The organism is Paenibacillus sp. ISL-20, from assembly GCF_018613005.1.
Lineage (GTDB): Bacteria > Bacillota > Bacilli > Paenibacillales > Paenibacillaceae > Paenibacillus_AQ.
Genome location: NZ_JAGGRD010000031.1, coordinates 102,677 through 128,664, shown reverse-complemented (window position 1 = coordinate 128,664; position 25,988 = coordinate 102,677). Strand labels below are relative to the sequence as shown.

The 25,988-nt window shown below is 50.7% G+C and carries 22 protein-coding genes; 16 read left to right on the top strand and 6 right to left on the bottom strand.

Annotated elements, in window-relative coordinates:
* The coding region (locus tag J7E85_RS19260) for a hypothetical protein (protein ID WP_215160514.1) at positions 1-209 on the top strand (209 nt) is incomplete at its 5' end.
* A 75-nt stretch (positions 210-284) separates the two neighbouring features.
* Here the strand turns inward: J7E85_RS19260 and lacZ are convergent.
* Positions 285-3,401, bottom strand: coding sequence for a beta-galactosidase, LacZ type (gene lacZ / locus J7E85_RS19255; protein ID WP_215160513.1), 3,117 nt, complete (start codon positions 3,399-3,401; stop codon positions 285-287).
* A gap of 272 nt (positions 3,402-3,673) precedes the next feature.
* Here lacZ and J7E85_RS19250 point away from each other — a divergent pair, with 272 nt between their 5' ends.
* The 7 genes from J7E85_RS19250 (at position 3,674) to J7E85_RS19220 (ending at position 11,362) form a co-directional block, all read left to right on the top strand.
* Complete coding sequence (locus J7E85_RS19250; RefSeq protein ID WP_215160512.1) at positions 3,674-4,279, top strand: TetR/AcrR family transcriptional regulator; 606 nt, start codon at positions 3,674-3,676, stop codon at positions 4,277-4,279.
* A 16-nt stretch (positions 4,280-4,295) separates the two neighbouring features.
* Complete coding sequence (locus J7E85_RS19245) at positions 4,296-5,075, top strand: alpha/beta fold hydrolase (RefSeq protein ID WP_215160511.1); 780 nt, start codon at positions 4,296-4,298, stop codon at positions 5,073-5,075.
* 237 nt (positions 5,076-5,312) lie between these two features.
* Positions 5,313-6,506: an acyl-CoA dehydrogenase family protein gene (locus J7E85_RS19240; protein WP_215160510.1), complete on the top strand. Its 1,194-nt coding sequence runs from the start codon at positions 5,313-5,315 to the stop codon at positions 6,504-6,506.
* Positions 6,507-6,805: 299 nt separating this feature from the next.
* The gene (locus tag J7E85_RS19235) at positions 6,806-7,579 is read left to right on the top strand and encodes a hypothetical protein (protein WP_215160508.1); all 774 of its coding nucleotides are present in this window, start codon (positions 6,806-6,808) and stop codon (positions 7,577-7,579) included.
* A 171-nt stretch (positions 7,580-7,750) separates the two neighbouring features.
* Entirely contained in the window at positions 7,751-8,521 is a 771-nt protein-coding gene (locus J7E85_RS19230; RefSeq protein ID WP_215160506.1) for a MerR family transcriptional regulator, read from the top strand.
* A 311-nt stretch (positions 8,522-8,832) separates the two neighbouring features.
* On the top strand, positions 8,833-10,257 hold the full coding sequence (locus J7E85_RS19225; protein WP_215160504.1) for an alanine/glycine:cation symporter family protein: 1,425 nt from the start codon (positions 8,833-8,835) through the stop codon (positions 10,255-10,257).
* 136 nt (positions 10,258-10,393) lie between these two features.
* Complete coding sequence (locus J7E85_RS19220) at positions 10,394-11,362, top strand: anti sigma factor C-terminal domain-containing protein (RefSeq protein ID WP_251035844.1); 969 nt, start codon at positions 10,394-10,396, stop codon at positions 11,360-11,362.
* 236 nt (positions 11,363-11,598) lie between these two features.
* Here J7E85_RS19220 and J7E85_RS19215 read toward each other — a convergent pair whose 3' ends face one another.
* The 3 genes from J7E85_RS19215 to J7E85_RS19205 form a co-directional block, all read right to left on the bottom strand.
* Entirely contained in the window at positions 11,599-12,114 is a 516-nt protein-coding gene (locus tag J7E85_RS19215) for a DinB family protein (RefSeq protein WP_076325955.1), read from the bottom strand.
* Between the two features lie 73 nt (positions 12,115-12,187).
* Positions 12,188-12,793 carry a class I SAM-dependent methyltransferase gene (locus J7E85_RS19210; RefSeq protein WP_215160502.1) on the bottom strand — a complete coding sequence of 202 codons (606 nt, stop codon included), beginning with the start codon at positions 12,791-12,793 and terminating at the stop codon, positions 12,188-12,190.
* On the bottom strand, positions 12,786-14,201 hold the full coding sequence (locus J7E85_RS19205; protein WP_213647857.1) for an NAD-dependent malic enzyme: 1,416 nt from the start codon (positions 14,199-14,201) through the stop codon (positions 12,786-12,788). Before J7E85_RS19205 ends, J7E85_RS19210 begins: the two co-directional genes overlap by 8 nt.
* 205 nt (positions 14,202-14,406) lie before the next feature.
* On the opposite strand from J7E85_RS19205, the gene J7E85_RS19200 reads away from it, so the two are divergent.
* Both J7E85_RS19200 and J7E85_RS19195 read left to right on the top strand, forming a co-directional pair.
* Entirely contained in the window at positions 14,407-14,706 is a 300-nt protein-coding gene (locus tag J7E85_RS19200; RefSeq protein WP_215160500.1) for a hypothetical protein, read from the top strand.
* A 378-nt stretch (positions 14,707-15,084) separates the two neighbouring features.
* Entirely contained in the window at positions 15,085-16,122 is a 1,038-nt protein-coding gene (locus tag J7E85_RS19195; RefSeq protein WP_215160498.1) for a lytic polysaccharide monooxygenase, read from the top strand.
* Between the two features lie 786 nt (positions 16,123-16,908).
* Here the strand turns inward: J7E85_RS19195 and J7E85_RS19190 are convergent.
* Positions 16,909-17,670, bottom strand: coding sequence for a DeoR/GlpR family DNA-binding transcription regulator (locus tag J7E85_RS19190; RefSeq protein ID WP_098741885.1), 762 nt, complete (start codon positions 17,668-17,670; stop codon positions 16,909-16,911).
* A 361-nt stretch (positions 17,671-18,031) separates the two neighbouring features.
* On the opposite strand from J7E85_RS19190, the gene J7E85_RS19185 reads away from it, so the two are divergent.
* From J7E85_RS19185 to J7E85_RS19160, 6 genes are all read left to right on the top strand, one after another.
* Positions 18,032-19,087, top strand: coding sequence for an ABC transporter ATP-binding protein (locus J7E85_RS19185; RefSeq protein WP_215160497.1), 1,056 nt, complete (start codon positions 18,032-18,034; stop codon positions 19,085-19,087).
* Positions 19,080-19,958, top strand: a complete 879-nt coding sequence (locus J7E85_RS19180) for a carbohydrate ABC transporter permease (RefSeq protein WP_215160496.1) — start codon at positions 19,080-19,082, stop codon at positions 19,956-19,958. Before J7E85_RS19185 ends, J7E85_RS19180 begins: the two co-directional genes overlap by 8 nt.
* 30 nt (positions 19,959-19,988) lie before the next feature.
* Entirely contained in the window at positions 19,989-20,822 is an 834-nt protein-coding gene (locus J7E85_RS19175) for a carbohydrate ABC transporter permease (RefSeq protein WP_215160495.1), read from the top strand.
* 61 nt (positions 20,823-20,883) lie between these two features.
* Positions 20,884-22,200, top strand: a complete 1,317-nt coding sequence (locus J7E85_RS19170) for an ABC transporter substrate-binding protein (protein ID WP_215160494.1) — start codon at positions 20,884-20,886, stop codon at positions 22,198-22,200.
* A 26-nt stretch (positions 22,201-22,226) separates the two neighbouring features.
* A complete protein-coding gene (locus J7E85_RS19165) occupies positions 22,227-22,994 on the top strand; it encodes a glycerophosphodiester phosphodiesterase family protein (protein WP_215160492.1) in 768 nt (255 codons plus the stop codon).
* A complete protein-coding gene (locus J7E85_RS19160) occupies positions 22,991-24,211 on the top strand; it encodes a sn-glycerol-1-phosphate dehydrogenase (RefSeq protein WP_215160486.1) in 1,221 nt (406 codons plus the stop codon). The genes J7E85_RS19165 and J7E85_RS19160 overlap by 4 nt, the downstream gene beginning before the upstream one ends.
* A gap of 163 nt (positions 24,212-24,374) precedes the next feature.
* On the opposite strand, the gene J7E85_RS19155 is transcribed toward J7E85_RS19160, so the two are convergent.
* Positions 24,375-25,838, bottom strand: a complete 1,464-nt coding sequence (locus J7E85_RS19155) for a carboxylesterase/lipase family protein (RefSeq protein WP_215160484.1) — start codon at positions 25,836-25,838, stop codon at positions 24,375-24,377.
* Between the last annotated feature and the right edge of the window lie 150 nt (positions 25,839-25,988).

The window sequence follows — 25,988 nt, the reverse complement described above, 5'->3', positions numbered from 1 at the left end:
TGGGTAGCACTTCCATTTTACCAAAGAACGGTTTCTTTGCGTCTAAAAAAGTAAGAAATCTGCACGGCGTAGCGGAGAGGACGAATCGATTCCGGACAAGCGTCAGCGCTCGCCTTTGCCCCCACATTTCGTCCTTGCTCAGAACCATTCCAAGAAATGTGGGGGCAACAGCGATGGTAGGAACGATTCGTACATGGAGCGTCTTCTAACAGCAAGAAGGGGGCCTCCCGCAAGATCTAAGATCTTTTGGGACACCCCCTTTGTATTTGTTTTATAGAGGGGTTTTAGCGTGCTGCCCCCATCGTAAAGCTGAAGCTATACGTACGGTTGGAGGGCAGCGTGAACGCTTCATGGATTGGCGCTCCCCAGCTGTCGTCGCCGCCTACGCCCATTTGCTTGTAGTTGATGCGCAGGACGGTTTTATCGCTTGGCGGGAGCTTGTACACATGGTCGCTCCCCTCCAGTTCATCCGGCGTCCATGGCAGGGCGCATAACTCCATGAGGGAGGAGCTTTCGAATCGTAGACCTTCCCCGCTGCTTCCTTCGGTAAGGCTCGCGAAGCGGACATCGGTTTTGTTCCCGCATTCTTGAGGTCTCAGATAAGGAACGAACTGATCGGTCACTTTTCCCGTGTATCGACCGATTTTGGCTCCTGTCTTCCGGTCCCAATAATTATCATGAGGCCCACGGCCGTACCAGCTGAGCATATCGAGACCTTCATCCAGCAAGAACAGCATGCCGATTTCCGGAATGTCAGGCAAGCCGCTGCCCGGAACAAAGGTTGCTTGCACGCGAATGGTTCCGTCCGGGAAGATTCGATACTCCAAGGTCAGTCCGGATATAGGAGCGGTCTCGATCTGATAGTGACTGGAGACCACGACGGCAGGACCTTCCGTATGCCAGCGCAGAGCCAGCAGCTTCCGCTGATCATGGGCCGTTCTCCATACGCCGCAGCGTTCAGGGAGCCGGTTGCCCAGATCGTTATCGGTGATGGCCCGCCAGAAATTCGGTCTGGCCGGTGCGAGCAGGTATTCCTTGCCGTATCGCGCGTAAGATGTCAGATCGCCAGTGCCAAGGTGGAAGCATAATGAAACGGCAGGACCCGTGATGAGAAGCTCTTCATCCGATTCGGTAACCTCTAAGGCTTTCGCCTTTGCAAGAGCGTTTGTTTCCGATTGGCTCGCTATATAGGGTGTTAGCGCGAACTGCTCCCAAGCCTCTTCATGTCCTGCGGGTGCCCACTTGGCGCTCTCCTTCCGAATCAGGGAGACGGTGAGAATCGCTTCTTTTCCATCGTCCTCTATAGGGGAATACGGAATTTTGATTTCGGTATGGTCACCGGGCTGGAGCGAGAGCTGGAGCGTGCCGGATTCGCTTTCTTCTCCGTTCCGTTGAATCTCCCATTTTATAAGATACTGATCGAGATTAGTAAACAAGAAACGGTTGCTGATCCGAATCCGGCCTGCAGCAGGGTCCAAACATTCGAACTTGACGTTCTGGTAGCATTTTTTCACTTCGTCTAGCTTGGGGGTTTTGCTGCGGTCGGCGAAGATCAGGCCGTTTCCGCTGAAATTGCCATCATGCGGCGTTTCGTTGAAATCCCCGCCATACGCTAAATATTCGATGCCGTCCGCCGTTTGGGTGCGGATCGCTTGATCAATCCAGTCCCATATAAAAGCTCCCTGTAAAATGTCATACTTCTCAAACAGCTCCCAATACAGGTGAAGCCCGCCGCAGGAATTGCCCATCGCGTGACTGTATTCGCAAATGATGTAAGGCTTGCTCGGGTTGCTGATTGCATACTTTTCCACTTCCTGAGGTTTTGCATACATGGTGGATTCCATATCGCTAGCCGCCTCGGACGCCCTGTAATGAAAGATCCCTTCATAATGAACGAGCCGCGACGGATCGGCCTCCTTCAGAAAATCGTGCATTGCAATGAAGTTGTCGCCTCCGAAGGATTCGTTGCCAAGCGACCAGATGATGACGGAGGGGTGATTCTTGTCTCGTTGAAACATCGAATTGCAGCGGTCCAATACATTGTCCCGCCACTCGAGCTTGCTGCCGGGGACCGTTTCTTTCAGTTCCTGCTGCCCGTACTCCCAGGTTCCGTGCGTCTCCAGATTCGTCTCATCGATCACATATAAGCCGTATTCGTCGCAGAGGTCATACCATACAGATTGATTCGGGTAATGGGAAGTCCGTACCGCATTAATGTTATGCGTCTTCATCAGTTCAATATCGGTGATCATGTCTTCGCGGCTAAGCGCCCGCCCGGTATCCGGGGAGAATTCATGCCGGTTCACGCCTTTGAACAGAATGCGCTGACCATTAATCCGCATCAATCCGTCCTTCAGCTCGAAGCGGCGGAAGCCCGTGCGGCAGCTTACAGCTCCGCGGCAAACTCCGTCCGTATCCTTCAATGCCAGAACGACGGTGTACAAATTAGGCGATTCCGCGCTCCATTTTTTGGGTTCGGGAACGTCCATGCTCAGGGTGAAGCTGCCCTCATCAATAATGTAATCCGCTATCGTGAGTGCTTGTTTCTTGACCAGCTGACGATCCTGATCGTATAGAAGCGCCTCAAGCTGAAGCTTGTCCTTATCGATGGTTTCATTAAAGTAATTCGTAACGGTTGCGTCGATCTGCAGCTCGGCATTCCGGTATTCGTCATCAAGAACCGGGCGCACGAAGAAATCGGAGATATGGACGGCAGGGACGGAATAGAGGTAGACCTCGCGGAAGATCCCGCTAAGCCTCCAGAAATCCTGATCCTCCAGCCAACTCGCATCACACCAGCGATACACTTCAACAGCCAATTTATTCTCGCCTTCGATTAGATAGGGCGTAATATCGAACTCCGCCGGCGTAAACGTATCCTCGCTGTATCCAACCATCTCGCCGTTCACCCATACATAGAAAGCGGATTCAACACCTTGGAAGCTAATATAAACGGGCTGTTCCTTCCATGTGTCCGGTACCGTGAATTCACGGATGTAGGAGCCTACGGGATTGTATCGCGTCGGCGCGAAGGGGGCTTTCAATTCAGGCTCCGATTCGGACCAGGGGTATCTAATATTCGTATATTGAGGATAGTCATAGCCTTGAAGCTGCCAATGGGAAGGGACGGGCATATCAGCCCAACTGCTGGAATCATAATCGGTCTCGTAGAAATGTTGGATGCGCTCGTCAGGGGTTTCGACAAATGCAAACTTCCACATCCCGTTCAATGACTGATACCAAGGGGACATGGAGTGGGCATGGCTCAGCGCCTCAGACTCTGACGGAAACGTCATCATGTAAGCATGGGCTTTGTGGCGGTTTAGCTGAAAAATATTCGGATTATTATTCCATTCTGGATAACCGTTTGCAGGTGCCTGGTAAATGAATTTGGTACGCAATGTGCTCAGCTCCTCCTAGATTATGGTTTCCTTCTACTGTCAGTATAGAGGGTAATTCGGTACAAGAGTATAAGGAAGTTGCGTTTTTTCTATTAAAAAAGACAGCCGGATTACACACCAGAGCGGTCAGCAGAGGTGAACAGAGCTTTTTTGCAGGAGTCATGCCGTATCTTGATGTGCGTGTTCGCCTCCAGGCTGTTTACATTGGGGAAGGTTTATGAAACAATAGTTAGTAAATGAACGTTCACTAACTATGGGAAGGGGATTACGCTATGGTAAGACCTCGCGAATTTCAAGATGAGGCTATCTTCTACGGTGTCTACCAGGCACTATGCAAAAAAGGATACGGTCAAGCAGCATTAACCGACATCACGCATGAAGTGAATATTTCGCCGGCAGCTTTAATGAAGCGATTCGGTTCGAAGAAGAATTTGTTCCTGGCCTACAGCGATTATGTTATTGAATTAACCAAGCATGCCTTCCAGGAGGCCAGCCTATCCGATCGATCCAGAATAGATGCACTAAAGGCCGTGTTTCAGCATGCGGTTTTACATATGAAAGATCCTGTTGAATTGGCTAACCACACTTCCTTCTATCTGGAAGGGACGAATGATCCGGATTTGTTGGAGAAGACCCGGTACCGACTGCAACTCATCGATGAGTTTACCCGGCAGATGCTGAACCAGGCGATTACGAACAAAGAAATCGCTAGATGCGACGTGGCTATGGTTAGCAGGGTACTGCAAGCCGCCATCAGTGGCGCCATGATGATCTGGATTAAAGAATCAAACCGAACGTTGGACGAACTGTTTGATGAGTGCTTTCAGGTGATATTTGCTCCGCTATGGCATGTCGGTACCCAATCATTTCAAATATAGCAAGGAGGATGGTGATATGCCGATTTTTAAAGGAAGGGAAGTCGATCTGTACTATGAAGTAAAGGGAGAAGGAAAACCACTTGTTTTTACGCATGGGGCCTCATGGAATCATGAACAATGGCGGCTGCAAGTCGATTATTTCGCTCGTCAGTACCAAACCGTGGTGTGGGATGTTCGGGGGCATGGTTCATCTTCCTTGCCGGACGGCAAAGTGGATTCGGAGGATTTTAGCAGGGATTTGGCGGATCTGCTAAGTCATCTCGACGTCGAGAAAGCGATCCTTTGCGGGTTATCCCTGGGTGGGCATATTTCACTGCAGACGGCCGTTCGCTATCCTGACAAGGTCGCAGCCCTGGTACTGATTGGTACTCCGTTCACGAATGCGTTCAATTGGTATGAGCGAATGTTCGTGCCGCTAAATCGCTGGTCCAGTTACTTGATGCCGATGTCCTTATCGGGAAAAATGCAAGGGAAAATGCTATCCAAGTACAATAAGAGCAATCAAGTTTACATAGAGAAAGCCTTTCGTTCCATCCCGCATGCCAACTGGATTCGGATATGGGATGCGGTGACTCGGATGGAGAGCACGCAGGATCTGCATAAGATCCATTGTCCAACCTTGCTTCTTCAAGGAGAGAGCGACACGATGATTCGAAGGCAGCAGGAATACATGCAGGAGAGAATTGCGAATTCGCAATTAAGAATCATTCGGAACGCTCACCATGCAACGAATTTGGATAACCCGGAAGAAGTGAATGAAGCGATCGCCTCGTTTCTGTCGGAGTATGCGATGTAGACTATCCTATTTGCGTCTTGGATCCGCGTTGTTTCTACAGTGCGGATTTTTTTGCAAGAAAAACTTCATCTAAACGCGGTCTGTCTTCTATGATTCGGAATTCATATACTGGATATATCCGAGCTAAAGGGGGGAGCGGCGATCGGTGAGCCCCCTCATTGACACCCCAAAATAGGGTTGCTACAATTTTATGTATATATCTATCGGAATACAAGGGTTAGCAAGGAGGGGACAAACTTGAATCGATCCGGTTCCACAGATCCATTCATACGTAATGAACGCGAAGCCATGATCGCAGCTCGGGCGGATAAGCTTGGGGCCAAATTCGCGGAAAGAGCTCCACGGCACGACTTGGAGGGATCGTTTCCGTTCGAGAATTTTGATGACCTGAAGGAGTCGGGCTATCTGAAACTGACCGTACCTGCATCTTTTGGAGGAGAAGAAGCCTCCGTATACGAAATGATACTTGCCCAGGAACGACTCGCCAGAGGCGACGGCTCTACGGCGCTGGCCGTCGGTTGGCATATCGGGCAAATCCTTCAGCTGCGCCTATCCGGGGCTTGGCCGGAGCACTTATTTGAGAGACTGTGCAAGGACGTTGTAGCAGAAGGCGTGGTCATTAATGAGCTGGCGAGCGAACCTGCGACAGGGAGTCCCAGCCGGGGCGGAAGGCCGGAAACCACGGCACGGCGGGTGTCGGGCGGCTGGCGCATTACCGGACGCAAAACCTTCAGTACGTTAAGCCCGATCTTGAAGCAATTTGTGGTTACGGCCGGTATCGAGCATAGCGAGAAGGTCGGTGCGTTCCTCGTGCGCAGCGGACCCGGAGTCAAGGTCGAGGAAACCTGGAATACGATGGGCATGCGGGCAACGGGAAGCCATGACATGATCCTGGAGGATGTCTTCGTGCCGGAGACAGAAGTGATTCGGGGACTCGATTATAAGAAACCTGAGTTTCCCGTGCCGACGGAAGGCATTCTGCTTCACATCCCGGCTTGTTATATGGGGATTGCTTATGCTGCACGCAATTTTGCCATCGATTTTGCCCGTCATCATAAACCGAACTCCTTGATGGTCCCCATTGCCGAATTGCCGAATATCCAACGGCACATCGCCGAAATCGAAGTGGACCTGCTTACGACCCGCAGCTATTTGTATCAAACCGCCGACCGCTGGGACAAGGAAGTGGAGAACCGCGCTGCGCTCAAGCCTGAGCTGGGTCTTGCCAAATATGTCGTGACCAATGCAGCAGTCCGGATTGTTGACCAGGCCATGCGGATCGTTGGAGGCTTGAGTCTCTCGCGGCAGCTCCCGTTGGAACGAATGTACAGGGATGTCCGGGCGGGTCTCCATAATCCGCCCATGGATGATGTCGTGCTGACGAATCTGGCTAATCGAGCCATTTCGGAAGCGGAGGAGAAGGGAAACTAAAGGGCTCGATATGACGAGATGAGGCCATTTCGAGTATAGTTTGCTTATTGAATTGTGAAGGAATACACAGACAGGAACCGCTGGGGAGGCTGCCTCCGGCAGTTTTTTACGTTGTCTTTTTGATTGGGAATAGCTGTAAAGCGTCCGCGATCCTGGTGACACGGTATTTTGTGTCTAGCATTCAGCAAACCTTCAGCTTAGCCTAAGCCTGGCATAACGTTCCCCTAAGTTTACTTTCAGATTCCCTCTCTATACTTCAAACTGTAAGACAAACCATAACCCTAGAAGGAGAGATGAAGATGAATCCGATAAGTAAAAAAGTATTAGTAAGCAGCATGGCAGCAGCGCTTGTGCTGGGGGGAGCCGGGTACCTTCAGAACAAGGTTTTTGCAGCGGCGAGCACGAACGCTTCCACCACGGTATCCGAGGATGGACAGACGGGGACAGACTTATCGGCTGCGGATGCAGCGAAGAACCGAGATGGAAAGTGGATGGATCATAAGGCGGGCGGCCCTCGCGGCGGCAATATCGTCAAAGAGACGGCCGAGATCCTGGGACTGACGGAGGCAGAGATCCGGACGGCGCTTGAAGCGGGCAGCACGTTTGCCGAAATTGCCGAAGGCAAGGGGATGACCCAATCCGTGTTCGTCCAGAAGCTGACCGAGCTGGAAACCGCCAAGATCGATGAGCGCCTGAGTGAAGGCGGTATAACGGAAACCGAAGCAGCCGAGTGGAAAGAGGGGCTGAGTGCCCGCCTTACGCAAATGGTAGAGAGCAGCGAAGTCGGTTTTGGAAAAGGTCATGGCAAAGGCGGCCGAGGTTTCGGCAAATTCGGTAATCCGGAGGAAATCGCAGCTTTGCTCGGATTGTCGGAGGACGAGTTGAAGGCGGAAATGAAGGAAGGGCAATCGCTAGCCGAGATAGCCGCCTCGAAGGGGATTGCAGAGGATCAATTGGTTCAGAAGCTGAAGGATGAAATGACCGAGCCCTTGAAACAGTGGATTAACGAGAAGCATACGGATGCCGATAAATCCGCAGCTGCTGCAGCGGATACGGAGGAGGAAGCGAAATAACATACTGAATGGGATCGTTTTGGGAGACTGGATGATATTCTGTTAAGAATACATTCAGTTTCTTTTTATTATTTTGTATGCTGAGGATGGCAGATATCATTTTTTTTCGCGGATAGTGTTGACCTTAACGTTACGTAAAGGTGTACATTGATATTGTCAGGAGGTGAAACCATGGAATACACGGTGCAGAAGCTTGGAAAGTTGGCAGGAATAAGTACCCGGACGCTCCGTTATTACGATGAGATTGGCATTCTGAAGCCGGCCAGAATCAACTCGTCAGGATATCGGATCTATGGGCAGGAGGAGGTCGACCAATTGCAGCAGATCTTGTTTTACCGGGAGCTCGGACTTCCATTGGACGGGATCAAGGAGATTATGACCTCACCATCCTTCAACCGGGCCCAGGCGCTCCAGGAACACCATGCGCAGCTCCTAGACAAAAGAAGGCAATTGGATTTGCTGATTGCCAATGTGGAGAACACGATCGCCTCCGCCGAAGGGAGAAAGACCATGAGTGACCAAGAGAAATTCGAAGGATTCAAGCAGAAGCTGATTGATGATAATGAGAAGAAATACGGTAAGGAAATTCGCGAGAAGTATGGCGAAGAGACTGTGAATAAATCCAATGCCAAGCTGAAAAACATGACGCAAGCGCAGCATGAGGAAGTAACGCGTCTGGCTGATGAGCTGTACGAGACGCTGGCTGAAGCGTTTAAGCAAGGCGACCCTGCCAGTGAGCTGGCCCAGAAGGCGGCCGATCTTCACAAGCGTTGGCTCACCTATTATTGGAACGATTACAGCAAAGAGGCCCACGCGGGCCTTGCTCAGATGTACGTTGACGATGAGCGCTTTACCGCCCATTACGATGCGAAGCAGCCCGGAACGGCAGTGTTCCTCTGCGATGCGATTCTGATCTACACCGGCATGAACTCTTCATCATAGAAAGGCTGGTTGTAGGTACAGCCTCTTGAACATGATACGGGACCCTTTCCCTGCGCTTAACACGCAGAGGAGAGGGTCTTTTTTTATATGGTATCCCTTGCAGGTCCATGCTCTGCTCACCCTGCTGCCGAGTAGGGAGTACCTAAACAATTGTCTCGACTTTCGGGAGGAGGGTTCCCGTCGAAACCATGTCCCCCAATTTCCACAATTAACCTCTTGTTTCCGAAGGGGAAGTAATGGTTAGATGAAACGTGGACTATTTTACACAAAACCTACACCATGGGTGATGACTTATATAGCGAGGGTAGAGTATGGATCAAATTGTACAGCAAGTAGTGAATATCTTTAATGATTTTTTATGGTCTAAGCTGCTCATCGTATTGCTGATTGCCGTTGGCCTGTATTTCACGGTGGGAACCAAGTTTCTGCAGTTTCGCCTGATCGGCGAGATGTTCCGGGTAATCCGCGAACCCAAGAGTAAAGCGAAGGGCAGCATTTCGCCTTTTCAGGCATTTGCCATCAGTATGGCTGCCCGTGTCGGGACAGGGAATATAACCGGGGTTGCTCTGGCCATCTCGCTTGGGGGACCCGGGGCCGTATTCTGGATGTGGATTATTGCGCTTATCGGTTCGGCATCCAGCTTTATCGAAAGTACGCTGGCCCAGATCTATAAAGTAAAAGATGGGGCGGGCGGTTATCGCGGCGGTCCCGCTTATTACATGCAGCAAGGATTAAAGAAACGGTGGATGGGCGTGTTGTTTGCGATCCTGATCACCTTGTCCTTCGGTCTTGTCTTTAATGCGGTCCAATCCAATACGATTACGATTGCTTTCGAGAATTCATTCGGGACCGATCGTTTAACCATCGGAATTATTATGGCGGTTATCTTCGCCGTTATCATCTTTGGCGGCGTGAAGCGGATCGCCAAAATGTCGGAGCTGATCGTTGTTGTATTGGCTGTGGTGTATGTCGGTGCCGCGCTGTTTATCGTATTAGCCAACATTACCAAGCTGCCGGAAGTTTTTGCTCTTATCGTCAAAAGCGCGTTCGGCTATGAGCAGGTCGTTGGCGGATCGATCGGTGCCGCTCTCATGAACGGGATCAAAAGAGGGCTGTTCTCCAACGAAGCCGGCATGGGGAGCGCGCCTAACGCAGCGGCTACCGCAACGACAAGCCATCCTGCCAAGCAAGGGCTGGTGCAGGCGCTGGGCGTAATGATTGATACGCTGGTCATATGTACAAGCACCGCCTTCATTATCCTTTTTACCGGTGCTTATCAGCAGACCGGACTTGATGGAATCGCCCTGACTCAGACTGCGCTGGGCATGGAGATGGGGGCATGGGCGTCCGACTTCCTGGCGATCATGGTCTTCCTGTTTGCGTTCAGCACGCTGATCGGCAATTATTACTACGGCGAAACCAATATTGAATTTTTAAAGTCGAATCGGGCATGGATATGGGTCTATCGGGCTTGTGTGCTGGCCATGGTCATCTTCGGCTCCGTTACCAGCGTGAAGCTGGTGTGGGATTTGGCCGACCTGTTCATGGGATTGATGGTGATTGTGAATCTTGTGGCCATTACGCTGCTTTCCCGAACGGCCTTTGCCGCGCTTCATGACTACTTGAAGCAGAAACGTGCTGGTTTGGATCCTGTCTTCACCAAAGACAGCATCAAAGGGCTGCAGGATGTGGAATGCTGGGATGGACATAATAACCCATCTTCTGAAGCGCAATAATATCGAATATCGTGAAATGGAATCGTTACGGTAGCTGCGTGTCTTTAGCTGCTGTAACGATTTTTCTTATTTTACCGTAACATTTGCGGGATCAAACCGTTGTCTAAATGAGAAGGGGAGAGGAGATGAATACGGATTGATTAATCGGATGACCTGGCGGACAAGGGTGAAGAAGTTTATAAATGCTTTGTTAGCTGCGTTAATGGTATTTTTGATTTATGGCATGTATTATTCAGCCGTCCACATCTACCATGATAAATCCGGCCTGAACAATAAATTCTTAAGGTCAGTCATGACAATGGTTGAATTGCATGAGAGTGGACTTATCGTAGATAAACGAAGCTCGTCTTTGGTTGAAGTGACGCCGTTCCTCACCCAGAAGAAAACGCTGAACGTGTATAAGGATGTGGGGGAATGGCAGTTAATTGTCGGAGAGCTTCACGCGAAGAAGGGGTTATGGGGAGAACTGACCTATTCCATTGAAGAACAGGGGCCTTATCTGAACCGAGATGAAAGAAATCCTTTTTACCTGCACTCTGCGCTGCTGGAGGGTGGGAAGATTAAAGACTCCCCTCATCCGAATGATGCAATGAACCAGTTAGAGAAACTTGAAGACGGTAACGTAGTGGAATTATTCTTCTCGCTTCGAACGCTTAAGTCACCGGAGCAGGTCTTGGAGCTCTTGTCGGGCTATGATGTTAGAGCAACCAATATGGCTGTTTATGCAGGTGAACTGAAGGAATTCAAGCCGGGTAATTATAGCTCTAGCGGCTCTGATCACGTGATTCCCCATCTTACATTAAGGCCCAAGGTTCAGTTTGGCGATAATCATTCTCTTTCTAGTTGGCATACTTTCTTCTCACTGGATGCCGGGATAACGGATCATGTGCAGCAACTAATCGCCGACGTTGAATGGATGACCAACAACATCAAATATAACGGCGTGGATGAAGACACAAAGCGTCTGGCTTACTTGAAGAAAAATGGGGTTCAAGTTTACGGCGCAACCGTTACGGGACCTGTGCGGGAGTTGGAGAAGCTAAAGGAGGAACAGGGATTTTGGGGATTCCGTTTGGGCCGGATCGAGGTATGGAATTGGAGTTAAGAGAGCTTGGGCTGCCAACCTTTGCATATCATACAAGAATGAGTTGGTGGGTCGCGCTTCCATTTTACCAAGAAACGGTCTCCTTTCGTATTTCTAGCGGAAAGGACGAAACGATTCGTACACGGAGCGTCTCCTAACAGAAAAAAGGGGATCCCGTCAGATCTAAGATCTTTATGGACACCCCCATTTTGTTAAGAATAAGCCATATTAGACCATTGCTAAGCAATCTTCATAAACTACGTTAAATATTTATCCCGCAGAATATTCAGGTGATGAAGCTCATGCCCAGCAATGACATAGGCGGCTGCCCGGGCGGAGAGCGGGTAATTGTTGAATGTACCTTGACGCAGCAGCGCTTCCTCCGTCAAGCTTCCAACCAGTGTAATGGTAGACTGCCTGACGGCAGCATAATCCTTAAGGGCTTCCCGTAACGGGAGATGGCTGAAGGGAGAATTCTGGACAAAAATCTCCCGGTCGTATCCCGAAAATTCACGGGCATCCCCACGCGCGATGTAGAGAATGCGGTAGTTCCATAAGCGCTCTACATCGGCGATGTGTCCGACCACCTGTTTTAGACTCCATTTCCCTTCCGCATAACGAACATTCGCTTGTTCTTCCGTCAGATCGCTGAGCGATCTCAACGTTTCATCATGCTGCCGCTGCAATACCTCGGCAATATGGCCTTCGGGGACAAGAGAGACGTATTTTTCGGCGAGGAGCAAATATTCATTAGAATCAGGCCTTGTATTCATAACAAGTTCCTCCAGATCAATTAATAAGAGCTTAAGTTAAAATTATGCCGACAGGTCAAAATCAATGAATGGATCAGGTTGCTTGTGCCCAGATTAGATGGACGATGCCGTTCCAATAGCGTTCCGTCTTCACGATATTCAGTTCCGAGGCATTCGCGATCTGGATCATGTCCCTATTATAATGACAGCCGGATATCCGCCGTGCTGCGGGGTTGATTAGATGCTGCATGGCGCCAAGGAACCGGTTCGTGCTCATGCCATGCTCCAGCAAGTAAACGCGGCCGCCGGGTTTGACCCAGCGGTTTATTTTATTCAAAGCTTTGACCGGATCTTCATAGCCGCATAGCGACAGGGTAGATACAACGCAATCATAGGAACGTTCCGGCAGCTCCAGCGTCTCGATATCCCGTTCCAGGAAATTGGCCCGAATGCCAAGCTCGGAGGCCATCCACCGCGCACGGCTTAGCATCTCAGGGCTGAAATCGACAGCCGTTACGTTCACCTTATCGCGATGATAAAAGGGGAAATTCGCGCCGGCGCCGACAGCTACCTCAAGCACGTCACCCTCTACATCCTGAAGCAGCCGCTGTCTCCATTCACCGAGCCTCCGTTGCCTGGTGTTCCTTTCATATATCGCTGCCTGTTTATTGAACTTCCGAATGAGGGATTTCTTATTCACGCGGAATTCTCCGGGCAACGCCGGTTTTGACTGCTGCCTTCACGACAAGCTCCCGGATGGCTTTCACGACGTTCTGGTTGAATACACTTGGAATAATATACGACGGGTTGCGTTCCTCATCCGATACGGCGGATGCAATGGCTTCGGCTGCAGCCAGCTTCATCTCCTCATTAATCGTGGTCGCTCTGCAGTCCAGGGCCGCACGGAAAATACCCGGGAAGCAGAGGACGTTATTAATCTGGTTCGGATAATCCGAACGTCCGGTTGCAATGACGCCTACAATATCCTCGACCTCTTCCGGTTTAATCTCGGGCGTAGGGTTTGCCATTGCGAATACGATCGGTTGATCGGCCATGGCTTGTACGTCCTCACGGCGGAGCAGGCCGCCGGCAGAGAGGCCGATGAACACGTCGGCACCTTGGATCACTTCACGCAAGGAACCTTCGACTTTATTCGGGTTCGTATGCTCTGCGTACCATTGCCACATACTATTGCTGTATGCATGTCCGGCTACCAGTGCACCTTCGCGATCGACGCCAATGATGTCCTTGACGCCTGCCGACAGGAGGATTTTGCTGCATGCTACGCCCGCAGCACCGATTCCGCACACTACGACTCTAACTTTATCGATCGATTTGCCGACAATTTTGAGGGCATTAATGAGTGCGGCATACAGAACCACCGCCGTACCGTGCTGATCATCATGGAATACGGGAATATCCAACTCATCCCGAAGTCGTTGTTCGATCTCGAAGCAGCGCGGGGAGGAGATATCCTCGAGGTTGATGCCACCAAAAGCCGGAGCCATTGCTTTGATGCAGGCGATAATCTCTTCGGTATCCTGGGTATCCAGGCAGATCGGAAAGGAGTCTACGCCTGCAAACTGTTTGAAGAGCATCGACTTTCCTTCCATGACCGGCATGGCCGCATAAGGACCGATGTTGCCCAAACCGAGTACGGCGCTTCCGTCCGAGATGACGGCCACCGTATTTCTTTTAATTGTAAGCGTAAAGGCTTTTTTCGGGTCCTCTTGGATGGCTGCACATACGCGGGCAACATCTGGCGTATAGACGCGCGACAGGTCATCACGGTTTTGGATTGGGATTTTGGGCTGGGTTTCGATCTTGCCGCCGAGATGCAGCAGGAAGGTGCGGTCCGAAACGTTGACGAGCCGGACGCCCTTTAGATTTTTCACTGAATTTGTAATTTTACCGATATCCACGCTGTCAGTAACCGTAATAGTAATATCGCGTACGGTAATGTGGCCGCTCGCCTGAATGACGTCAATGGCTACCATGTCTCCCCCCGCTTCAAATATGGCGGATGCAACTTGACCGAATTTGATTTCTTGTGTATTCATTTCTAGTCTGAGGATAATGCTTTTTCCTCCGAGTCCATTGTTTTCCATTGCTACCTCCAAGTGTTTGATCGATTTCGTCCTTCTGAGTGTATGTAGCTGTGCAAAATGTTAACGTTATCATAGTTCGCTGAGCAGTGGTCAATTTCCTGTTTCATTGCAAAGAAACCGTGATATATATAAGAAGAATTTATTGGAAATGCGAATGCCAGGGAAGTATAATCGAAAGCATCTTATTGTGAAGGAGAGAGCTGCCATGAATGCCAGAATCGAGGAGCTTGAAAAGCGTTTGACGACCCAGCATCATAAGGACCTGTTCCTTCAGATGAAACATACGTTGAAAGCCGTTGATGATTTGGCCGAACAGCACCGGGTCTACCAGGCTGTTCAGGCACTCAGTGGGACACGCATTGTGGGGACGGAGGAACATGTTTATTTCGACACCTTGAATCAGGTCAAGGAACAAATTTTGCATACCCTGGAGCTGACGATTGAGGATTTGGAGCACAAAGGGGATAAACATTATACGAAGCATTTTAAGGACGGCGTGGAATAGAAGTCGTTCTGCCGAACAGAACGCGGATAAAATGTTTGGATGATAGCAAGAATCCCCAGGGATTCTTGCTTTTTTTATATTTTGTTTTTTTGATTGTTTTCAGCAATGTCCGTCATTTTCATAATATTTTGGGTTACATATTTATCCGATTTCATTGAAATGTGTAACAAATCGTTGATTAGTATTATGGGATACGGCTTCCGGATGCTTTAAAATAATGATAGTACTGGTAAAGCTTGGACAATGCAGTTTGATGATTTCCAAGTTCAGTCAAGTCAGATAGCAACAACTGTCTCAATGGAAGGGAGGTGGCCTGAGAAGCCCAGAGGTTTTGTAAACGCTTTAATTATTATTTTATATTAAAGGAGGAAGAATTGTATGACTTTAAGTTTGCCGAACAAAGCTTGGCTCAAGCATCTAATCATTGCCGGTTCCACGATGTTAGTGATGACCTTATTCATGGTATTATTTGCGGATAAAGCTTTTGCCCACGGGTATGTCGATTCTCCAGGCAGCCGCGCCATTCTGTGTAAGCAGGGGCAAAATACCGATTGCGGCGCAATCGTGTATGAGCCTCAAAGCTTGGAAGCTCCTAAAGGCTGGCCGAACGCAGGCCCCGCCGATGGCAAAATCGCCAGTGCAGGCGGCGCGTTCCCTAAACTTGACGAGCAATCCGCAACTCGCTGGAGCAAAGTAAGCATTTCCCCGGGAACCACAACGTTCCAATGGCATTTGACAGCCAACCATGCAACGGCAAGCTGGAAATACTACATTACGAAAGATGGCTGGAATCAAAATGCTCCGCTGAGCAGAGCTTCGTTTGATCTGACGCCTTTCTGCTCCATTGACTACGGCGGTGTAAAACCTCCGACAAACTATGCGTCCACTTGTAACGTTCCTGCTAAATCCGGTTACCATGTCATTCTGGCGGTATGGGAAGTAGCTGACACACCTAACGCTTTCTATAACGTCATCGACGTGGACTTTGGCGGTGGCGGTGGAACTCCGGATCCAGGCGTACCAGCACCGACAGGACTTACTTCCCCATCCCAAACCAACAACAGTGTTTCCTTGGCATGGGCAGCTTCCACCGGTGCTTCCAGTTACGAAATTTACCGTAACGGATCTCTTGTGGGTACATCCACAACAACCTCCTATACCAATACGGGGTTAGCCGAAGGAACGTCCTATACGTATACTGTGGTAGCCGTAAGCAGTACGGGCAGCAAATCATCAGCATCCGCCCCGCTTACCGTGTCAACATCCGGAAGCTCAACGACCTATCCGGCATGGAATGCAACAGCCGTTTACTTAGGTGGCAGCAAAGTCAGCTACAACGGCGTGAACTATGAGGCAAAATGGTGGACTCAAGGCGAAACTCCTGGATCTGCCGATGTTTGGAAGGTCATCCCTTAATCGAATAGTGTGAGAGGATCCGGCGTCTTATGACTGCCGGATCTTTTTTTTAAGCAGCCGAGGAGGGAATGGGGTAGTGGGTTCTTGATATGTGTAGAGGAAATAGCTCCCGTCGGCTACGTATTGACCCTGGTGGCTCTTGGAATTACCTATCGAAATGTTGTGGGTTCACTGACTGTCGATGTTCTTCATTCGAAGATTTCATGGCCTTCGTCAACTTTAACGGACCCTAGTTCCGTTATTTAAGATCATAACCCGGTTTTTCACAATGTACCGGACTCCAGATCCGCTATTATGAGAATTACGGGAGCAAATACCGATTAAAACAGCAAATAAGGTTTGCTGGGTCCGCTAAAGTTACTAAAAGGGCTGTTTTCTAAGAGTTAAGGTATTCTGAGTCCGTTAGGAAGTCCTCACACCAAAGAACAAGTTGAGTTTTGGACATATTGAATGATATGGCGATCGTATTTTTGGACGTACAGTGAATTTCTGCTTATTGCCCTTTTGGTCTAAGCGGGGGGAATCGCAGTCCGCTCCCCAACTAGTCTTAATGGTAGCAGAAGAGCTATCCTTGAGAGTTAAAGGCAGCATGAGCTTGTTGTCACTTGGATGGTAAACATAGCAGTGGAATAGAAATAAATAAGCTGCCGGCAAGCAGCAGCTTGATCAGGGCACCCTAGGGGTGCCTTTTGTGTTTTCTGTAAGAAGGATGTTTAGGTATGCCAGGTACGCAATGGTACGTAAAGGTATGCAATGGTATGCCAAGGTATACAAAGTGCGCAAGCCTCAAACCCTGTACACGGTAATGCCCCGTTCCTGAAACGGCCTGATATCCGAGTCAGAAGCCTCAGTACCGGTGACGAGGGTATGTATCGCGCTGTTGGGAGCGACCGTGTGCAGAGACAGCTTGCCAATCTTGCTGTGGTCGGTGACCACGACAATTTCGCCGGCGGCCTGAATCATATTCTGTTTGGCAGGGACGAGCAGCGCTTCCGGGTGCATGAGGCCATGCTGAGGATGCAGGGCGGGGGTACCGATGAACGCTTTCTCGACATGCAGGGATTTCAGCACATGGTCGGTAAACATGCCGTTTAGCATATAACTCGAGGGGTACAACTCCCCGCCGGTCAGAATGACTTTGATTCCCGGAGCATCGCGAAGCTCAACAGCGACGTTCATATCGTTCGTAATGACCGTAATGTCCGAGCGGTGCACAAGATGCGTCGCAATATGAAGGGTGGTTGTTCCCGAATCAATGATGATATTTTCCCCGTCTTCCACAAGCGAAGCCGCAAGCTGACCGATGCGTATTTTCTCGTCCCGGTGAAAGTTGGTTCGCTCATTAAAGGATGGCTCGTTATGCGTCCATTGCTCCATGATGACCCCGCCATGTGTGCGCTTCAAAGCGCCTTCCTGTTCAATCTCCGCCAGATCGCGGCGAATGGTGGCCGTGTGAACACCGAATTCCGATGCCAGCGCAGCAACCGTTGCTGTTCGGTATTGCCTTACGTAATCAATGATCCTTTTCTTTCGTTCATGTGCCAGCAATCGATAATTTCTCCCTTCCTAAATGGACAATGAGCTGTAGAGGTGCGTTTGTACATACAATGCGCATTTTTGCTCTTTTATGCTTAAGGATTCCATGTCTTAATAGTGTACTCCCATTATGTTAATTCCATGTTAAATCCCTTGATGCGAAGCGAATTTACAAAATCCGTACGAAGGTCTAACACTCTCCTAATATTGCACATCTACAATCGAATTAAATAAAAATGAACAAAAGTGATCATTGTATGTGCATTTGATGCGTACTTATTATCAGGTGCATGTAAGGGATTTCATTTTTATGGATTCATTGATTTTTGCTTGTCATGACAACATCATTACACTTTCGTGAGGGGGATCGCTCTTGGCATCCATTGAATTTGTGAAAGTAAGCAAGTCGTTTGATCGTCAAACCGTTATCCAGGACCTGGATCTTACCATCGAAGACGGAAAATTCACCGTGCTGGTCGGTCCGTCAGGTTGTGGAAAAACAACGCTCTTAAGGATGATTGCAGGCATTGACCCTCAAACCTCCGGTTCCGTTCTTATCAATGGCAAGGATGTTACGCGAATTGCACCGGGGAAGCGCGGCGTGGCCATGGTATTTCAGAATTACGCAATCTACCCAACGATGTCGGTCCGCGAGAATATCGAGTTTGGTCTCGTGAACAACAAGGTTCCCAAAGCCGAGCGTACACGTCTGGTGGAGACCATAGGGGCAACCGTGGGACTGAACGATTACTTGGATCGTAAGCCTTCTACCTTGTCTGGCGGACAACGGCAGCGAGTGGCTTTGGCCCGAGCGATGGTTAAGGATCCGTCCGTATTCCTGATGGATGAGCCGCTGTCCAATCTGGATGCCAAGCTGAGGGTTCAGATGCGGATCGAGCTGATTGAACTGCACAAGAAGCTGGGAGCGACCTTTGTCTATGTGACCCATGACCAAATCGAGGCGATGTCGATGGCAGACACCATCGTGCTTATGAACAAAGGCGTCATTCAGCAGGAAGCGCCGCCTGAAGTGGTGTACCGCGAGCCCAGCAATCTGTTTGCGGCCCAGTTTATCGGGGTTCCCCCCATGAACATTGCCCCGCTGGGCGACGATGGCACCACATTCGGATTCCGTCCGGAGAGCGTTGTGATCGGAACAGAACCGGAGTCGTTTCATTATATGACCAAGGGTGAGATCATCACGCGCGAAATGCTGGGCTCCGAGACAATTTATCAGGTGAGGACGACGGAGGACCAGGCCTTCATGGTGAAGTGCCAGGATGACAAATTCCATGTCGATCAGGAGGTATATCTCGGCGTACCGGCGGATAAATTGTTTTTCTTCGGGGCGGATGAGAACCGGATCGAAGAGCAGGACGCCCACTATAGGGAGTTCATGGAGCGGCTGAGAGGGCTGGCTCATGGATAAGAAGCGGATTTGGGAAGGGATCAGGCCCTATGTGCTGATCGCGCCGGCCATGGCGGGTATCATGCTGTTTGTGATGTATCCGGTAGGTTATCTGATTTACTTAAGCCTGTTCAAATACAACCTGATGAACAAGGACAAGAGCAAGTTTGTCGGACTGGACAATTTCACCCAGATTCTGGGCCGTGGGGATTTTTACAAAGCGCTCTGGAACACCTCCGTCTATACAATCGGCGTCGTGATTCTTACCATGCTGCTGTCCCTGTTGATTGCGGTGTGGCTTAACAAAAAGGGGCATTTCAATGCGGTTGTTCAGGCTGGGATTTTCACGCCGCACGTCGTTTCCATTGTATCGATCTCGCTGGTCTGGCTGTGGCTGATGGAGCCGAATCAAGGACTTCTCAACTATCTGTTCAAGCTGGTGGGGCTCCCGCCTTCCGCATGGCTCCAAAGCTCCAAGACCGCATTGATATCCGTAATTATTGTATCGGTCTGGCAGGCCATCGGTTATTACACCCTGATCATTGTGGCAGCCCTGCAGAGCATATCGCCAAGCATTTATGAAGCGGCCGCGCTGGATAATGCCAGCAGGTTCAAGGTGTTTTATAAAATCACATTGCCGATGATTTCGCCACAGCTGTTTTTTATCCTGATCATCATGACGATCGGTTCCTTCAAAGTATTCGATACCGTTCAGGTGATGACAGGCGGAGGACCGAATAATGCAACGACCACGCTTGTGTATTACATATACGGCTTCCGGACGACCAACATCGGTTATTCGGCTGCGACAGGCGTCGTGCTCATGGCCATTATCGGATTGCTTACGTTCATCTATTTCCGGCTGCTGTCCAAGAAGGTCCATTATCAATAAGGCTTTGGCCATGCAGAAAGGAGGTACAGTTTGAAGACCTTTGACTTAAAAATCGTATGGACGGCGCTGGGCTATTTGCTGAAGGCCGCAGTGCTCATGATTTTCATCTTCCCGTTTCTGTGGATGATCTCCACATCACTCCAGACATTCCGGGAAACGATGACGTTTCCACCGACGTGGTTTCCAGCCTCGCCGCAATGGGGCAACTTCGCGGAGGCGATGAATGCAGGTCCTTTTCTGACCTATTTCAGGAACTCCGTTGTCGTTACCGGATCCATCATCGTTCTGCAATTTCTGATCATGATCCCGGCCGCGTATGCATTTGCGAAGTATAAGTTTCCGGGAAAAACGCTGCTGTTCGGCATGATCCTTCTGGCATTCATGATCCCGGGTCAGGTTACGTTCATACCGGTCTATCTGATGATGGCAGATTGGGGATTAGTCAAAACCTTGCTGCCGCAGATCATCCCGTTCATCTCGAATGCCTTCGGCATCTTCCTGCTGCGGCAGTACTTCATGCAGATTCCGGAGGAAATCATTGAAGCGGCCCGTCTTGATAATGCGAGCGAATTCAAAATCATTCGGAAAATCATGGTTCCCATGTCGAAACCGGCACTTGCGACCATCGCGCTGTTCAGCTTTGTCAGTCACTGGAATGACTATTTCTGGCCGCTCGTCATGACCGATTCAGCTGCCGTCCGGCCGCTGACCCTGGGGATCGCCATGCTAAGGGAGACCGAGGGCATCAGCAACTGGCATATCATCATGGCCGGCAATGTGATTCTGGTGGTGCCCATCCTGCTTGTGTATGTATTCTGCTCGAAACACATCGTGAAGGCTTTTGTTTATTCAGGTATTAAATAATTCCAGGAAATAACAGGGTTCGGCAATTCATAATCGAATGATTAATGGAGGAATGAGTCATATGAAATCCAAATGGTATACACTGCTATCCGTCATTATACTGTTCAGTTTGCTTGCCGCGTGTGGTGGTGGGGGAACTTCCGGTGATACGGGCAAAGCGCCGGGAAGCGTGGGAACCGAAGCCCCGTCCGGAGACAAAGGGGAAACTACAGTTCAGTTCTGGCACTCGTTGGGAGGCAAGAACGGGGAATACATGGATGCACTTATTCAGCGCTTTAATGCATCCCATGAGGATATCGAAGTGGTAGGCACCTTTCAGGGGAGTTATGACGAGACGGTAACCAAGCTGCAGCAAGCGATAGCCTCCGATACCGGTCCGGATGTCAGCATGCTGGAGCGAGCCTATGTTCAGATGTTCGCAGATTCGGAAGTGCTTGAGGATCTGACGCCTTATCTTGAAGGCTCTGGCATCAGCGCCGATGACTTTACGCCGGGGCTGATGGGACACTCCGTCTTCAATGATCAATTGGTATCGCTGCCGCTGAACCGTTCCACCCCGATTCTGCATGTGAACAAAACATTGCTAGATGAGCAGGGGCTGCAAATTCCGACCACATGGGAGGAGCTGAATGAGGTCGCAAATGCGCTTGTAGTCAAGGAAGGCAGCGAGTATAAACGATACGGCGTTACGATGCCCTATGACACTTGGTATCCGATTGCCATGATCTCGCAGGCGGGCGGCACTTTCTTCAATGATGACAATACGTCGATCGGCTTCGGGGATAACGGTGTCGGCGCCAAGATGATCGCTTACCTTAAAGACCTGCAGAGCACAGGCGCCTTGTATTATCCGCCGGCTCAGGATTCCGGCAACATTGTGAACAGCATGTTTGTGGAAGGCAAGGTCGGAATGATGTATCAATCTACGGGATCGATTGGCGGGTTGTCCAGCGCGGTGGATTTTGATTACGTCACAGCGTTCCTGCCTAAGGACGAAGTGTATGCGAATCCGACCGGAGGCGCGAATGTGACGATGCTGTCCTCTTCCAAGAACAAGGAAGCGGCATGGGAATTCATCCGGTGGTTGGAGATGGAAGAGGAAGGCGGTCTTGAATTTATTTTGCAATCTGGCTACCTGCCATTCACGAAGAAGATGGTGGAGTCGGAGCAGATCCAAGAGCTGTGGGCCAAAGAACCGAACCGCAAAGTCGCTTATGATCAGCTGGAATTTGCCGTCGATACCAATAAGGACGTGGCATGGCCGGAGATTATGCATGAGTTCTTCTCGGCTATGGAAGCGATCATGTACGACAGCAAGGATATTCCGGCTACGCTGGATACCTTCAAGAAAGAGACGGAACGGATTTTGGCCCAATAACAACTGGTAAAGGAGTGGCAGGACATATGATCGAACGACTACGGGAACCATCCTGTACAATGGTGGCTGCACACCGCGGGTATAAATCAGCTTATCCGGAAAATACGCTGCTGGCCTTTCGCAAGGCGCTGGAGTTAGGCATAGATATGCTGGAGTTTGATCTCCGGCTGACGCTTGATAAGGAAGTGGTGGTTATCCATGATGCAACGGTTCAGCGTACGACGAGCGGCGCTGGCGAGGTGAGGGATTTTACGCTTGCGGAACTGAAATCTTTGGATGCGGGCGGCTGGTTCGCTCGGGAGTTTGAAGGATTGAAGATCCCGACGCTTGCGGAGCTATGCGAGCTGTTCCGGGAATATCCCGAAGTTCTGTGCAACGTGGAGATTAAGCCAAGCCCTGATGCCAAAGAGGCTGCAGACCTGGCGGTTGATGTGCTGAACCAATACGGGTACCTGCCGCGCTGTGTATTCACCTGTTTCGATGCAGAAGTTCTGACGCATATTCATGATACGCATGGTCTGAAGACACAGGGCTTTCCGGGTGAGAAAATGTCCCGATTTGTCTTCGAGGAGGATGGAACCTACTCCAAGATGTGGGCAATCGGCGTAGAGATGTCGCTGCTTACGCCAGAGCTCGTTGTCCGGTTCCAGGAACAGGGGCTGCTGGTCTGGAGCTATTGCCCGGACGATGAGGAGAGTGTCAGCTATTCGCTGGAATGCGGGGTTACCGGTATGACCTGCAATAACCCCCTTCCGGCGCTGGCGATGATCGGAAAGAAGGGCACGCGGATATGACCTCCATTTTATCGAATATCCGAAGTTTGGCGGCGCATTTACCTGCTAGGCAGCTTTCGAATCTGGACGAAGTGGAGTCGATTCAGATCCAGTCCGGAGCTCTACGCGAGGTCGCGGGTTACCTTGAGACAAAACAGTGGACCTCGGTGGTGATGGTCGTAGACGGCAATACTTATGACATAGCGGGCCTGCCGCTTGCGAACCTGCTTACAAAATCCTCGATTGAGGTCCAAGTTACCAAGCTTCTTCCTGACCGGAAGGGAGATGTTATCGCGGATGAGGTTTCCCTGATTCAGGTCATACTGGATATCCAGCAGAGCAGGGCGAAGGCGGTGCTTGCGGTAGGTGGGGGAACGATTCACGATATTAGCCGGTACGCTGCTTATACCGCGGGTATCCCATTCATCTCGGTACCCACGGCCGCTTCGGTGGATGGATTTAATTCCAAGGGAGCGCCCATCATTATACGGGGTGAGAAGAAGACGATTCCCGCTATTGGACCGAGCGCGATTTTTGCGGATGTCGATATTCTCATGTCGGCTCCCCCGCAGCTTACCGCGGCCGGGTTCGGGGATATGCTGGGCAAGTACACGTCCCTGTTCGACTGGAAATTCGGCAGCCTGGTGGCTGATGAACCCTATTTGCAAATTTCGGCGGATATTACGCGATCCGCGCTCAATCAATGCGTGAACGGGGTCGAGCAGATTGGGAAGCGAACCGAGGAGGGTGTACGCATCTTAATGGGTGCGCTCGTTGAATCGGGCTTAGCCATGCTGCTGTTCGGTCAATCCCATCCGGCTTCAGGCTCGGAGCATCATCTGTCCCACTATTGGGAGATGGAGTTTATCCGGCTAGGGGAGAAGCAGCTGCTGCACGGTGCCAAGGTGGGTGCCGCTTGCGTGGAAATCTCGAAGCTGTATCACCGTCTTGGGGAACAGGGGCTTGAGATGTACAGAAGCGCCTCCGTAGGTGCGAATGACACTGCACTTCGGATCACGCAGCATTGGAACGAAATCCGGTCGCAAATAATGCAAATCCCGGAACCGGTAGAGCTGGCCGATCTGATGCGCTCGGTTGGCGGACCAGCCGGGGTATCGGAGCTTCCGATCCAAAGCGAGCTGCTAAAGCGGAGCCTGGGTGAAGCCCACAAGGTTCGAAACAGTCGGTACACGCTGCTCCATGCCTATAATGAACAGGGATCCCTATTCGTAAACTAAGGGTCCATATGCAATGAAATAAAGCTGTCTCCTCAAGCAGATCATTCTGCTTAATAGGGGACAGCCTTATTTGGTTTTTATGCAGCTGTGGTTCTATTCGGACTGGTCTTCCGGAGACGGCCAGCCGCCTAAAGACTGACGGTGTCGCCGTCACTTGTCCATTTTATAATTGCAGCATTTCCCGCTTCTCCGCATCCGGGTCCTCGATGACCCTGCTGTCGTTGTTAAATATCATCGTTGTACGCGATGCCCGATCATAAGCAGGCCACGGCAGCGCCTGCGTATCCGGTGAGCCATTGCGCGCAAATGCAATCCAAGCATCCTGCATCCGGTCGGACAGGGCTTGCGTGGCGGCATCGACTTGAACACCGATGTTCTGAAACAGCGCCAGGGTGTTGAATACAAACGGGATTTCTAGGGCGTGCATCGCTTTGCCGAGAACCGGATGATTCGGCAGCGTCCAATCGAATCGGTACATCCATACCGGCGCGTGTTTGCTCTGAGCGGAAGCGAACTGCAGGGCCGAGCGCCAGAAATACAGGTCGGTCATAATCTGGGCATGTCCGTCGATGCTGTACGGGTACTCCTTGGTGATTGGGGCGGCATCCTCAATGCCGGTCATCATCTCCACGGTGCGGACAAGATCGTTCTCCTTCACAAGCGGCATGTCCGGTCGGAAGAACAAAGCCCCTTCATCGAGATTTGTTCCGATCAGGATCGGCACGTCCTTGGCCCAGCCCGATTGAACAGCCTGCAGCGGATCATGAGGCAGCGTGTCCGGTTCCAGCACCGGCTGGAAGATCATGTTGACGCCGGGTCCAATCCGTTTTTTTAGCCGTTCCCCGGCTTCAAATATTTGCTCACCAGTGAGGGATTCAAGTTGATGGGCCTTATCAGGCGTTATGTCCAGCTCTTTAAGCAAACCAGCCGTTATCATCTGTGCCTGCTCTGGAGCCATCACCTGGGCAGCGCCGCTTTCCATAATGGCTCGCTGAAACAACCCTTTGGCTGCCGGCATTGCAAGTAAAGCCGCAATGCTCATGCTGCCGGCTGACTCTCCGAATACCGTAACCCGCTCTGGGTCGCCGCCGAAGGCCGCGATATGATCCCGTACCCATTGCAGGGCCGCAATCTGGTCCAATAAACCGGTATTAGAGGCAAAGGATTCGCCGTATGGGGAGAGATGGAGAAAGCCTAGCGGACCCAGGCGGTAATTGATGGTTACCACAATCACGTCGCCTCTGAGTACGAAAGATGTACCGTTATAGCTTGGCAAACTGCCGGAGCCCGTGATGAAAGTGCCCCCGTGAATCCATACCATGACGGGTAGAGGCTCCGCTGGCGTATTCAGGGGTGCCCACACATTGAGGTAGAGACAATCCTCGGACACCGTTTTGGTCACTCCTCCGCCAAGCATGCTTGACGTGGATTCTATTGGCTGAAGGCACATGGGGCTGAAGGCGGTGGTATCTTTTATCCCGTCCCATGAATCGGGGGGAACAGGAGCACGGAATCGAAGCGGGCCTACCGGGGGCTTCGCATAAGGGATTCCCTTCCATACACGTACTCCGTTTTCCGAACTGCCTTGAATACGCCCGTCTTTCGTTTGAACGACAAGTTCTGACATGTTCTCGCTACACCCTTTCTCTCTACTCTATATATACACTTTACCAAGTTAGCGGCATAAGTTCAAAAAAGCACGAATCATGCGAAATAGAGGCAGGAATGTTGTGCTATATGAAGAATGTAACAGGGTGGGTAGTATTCGCGGACAACG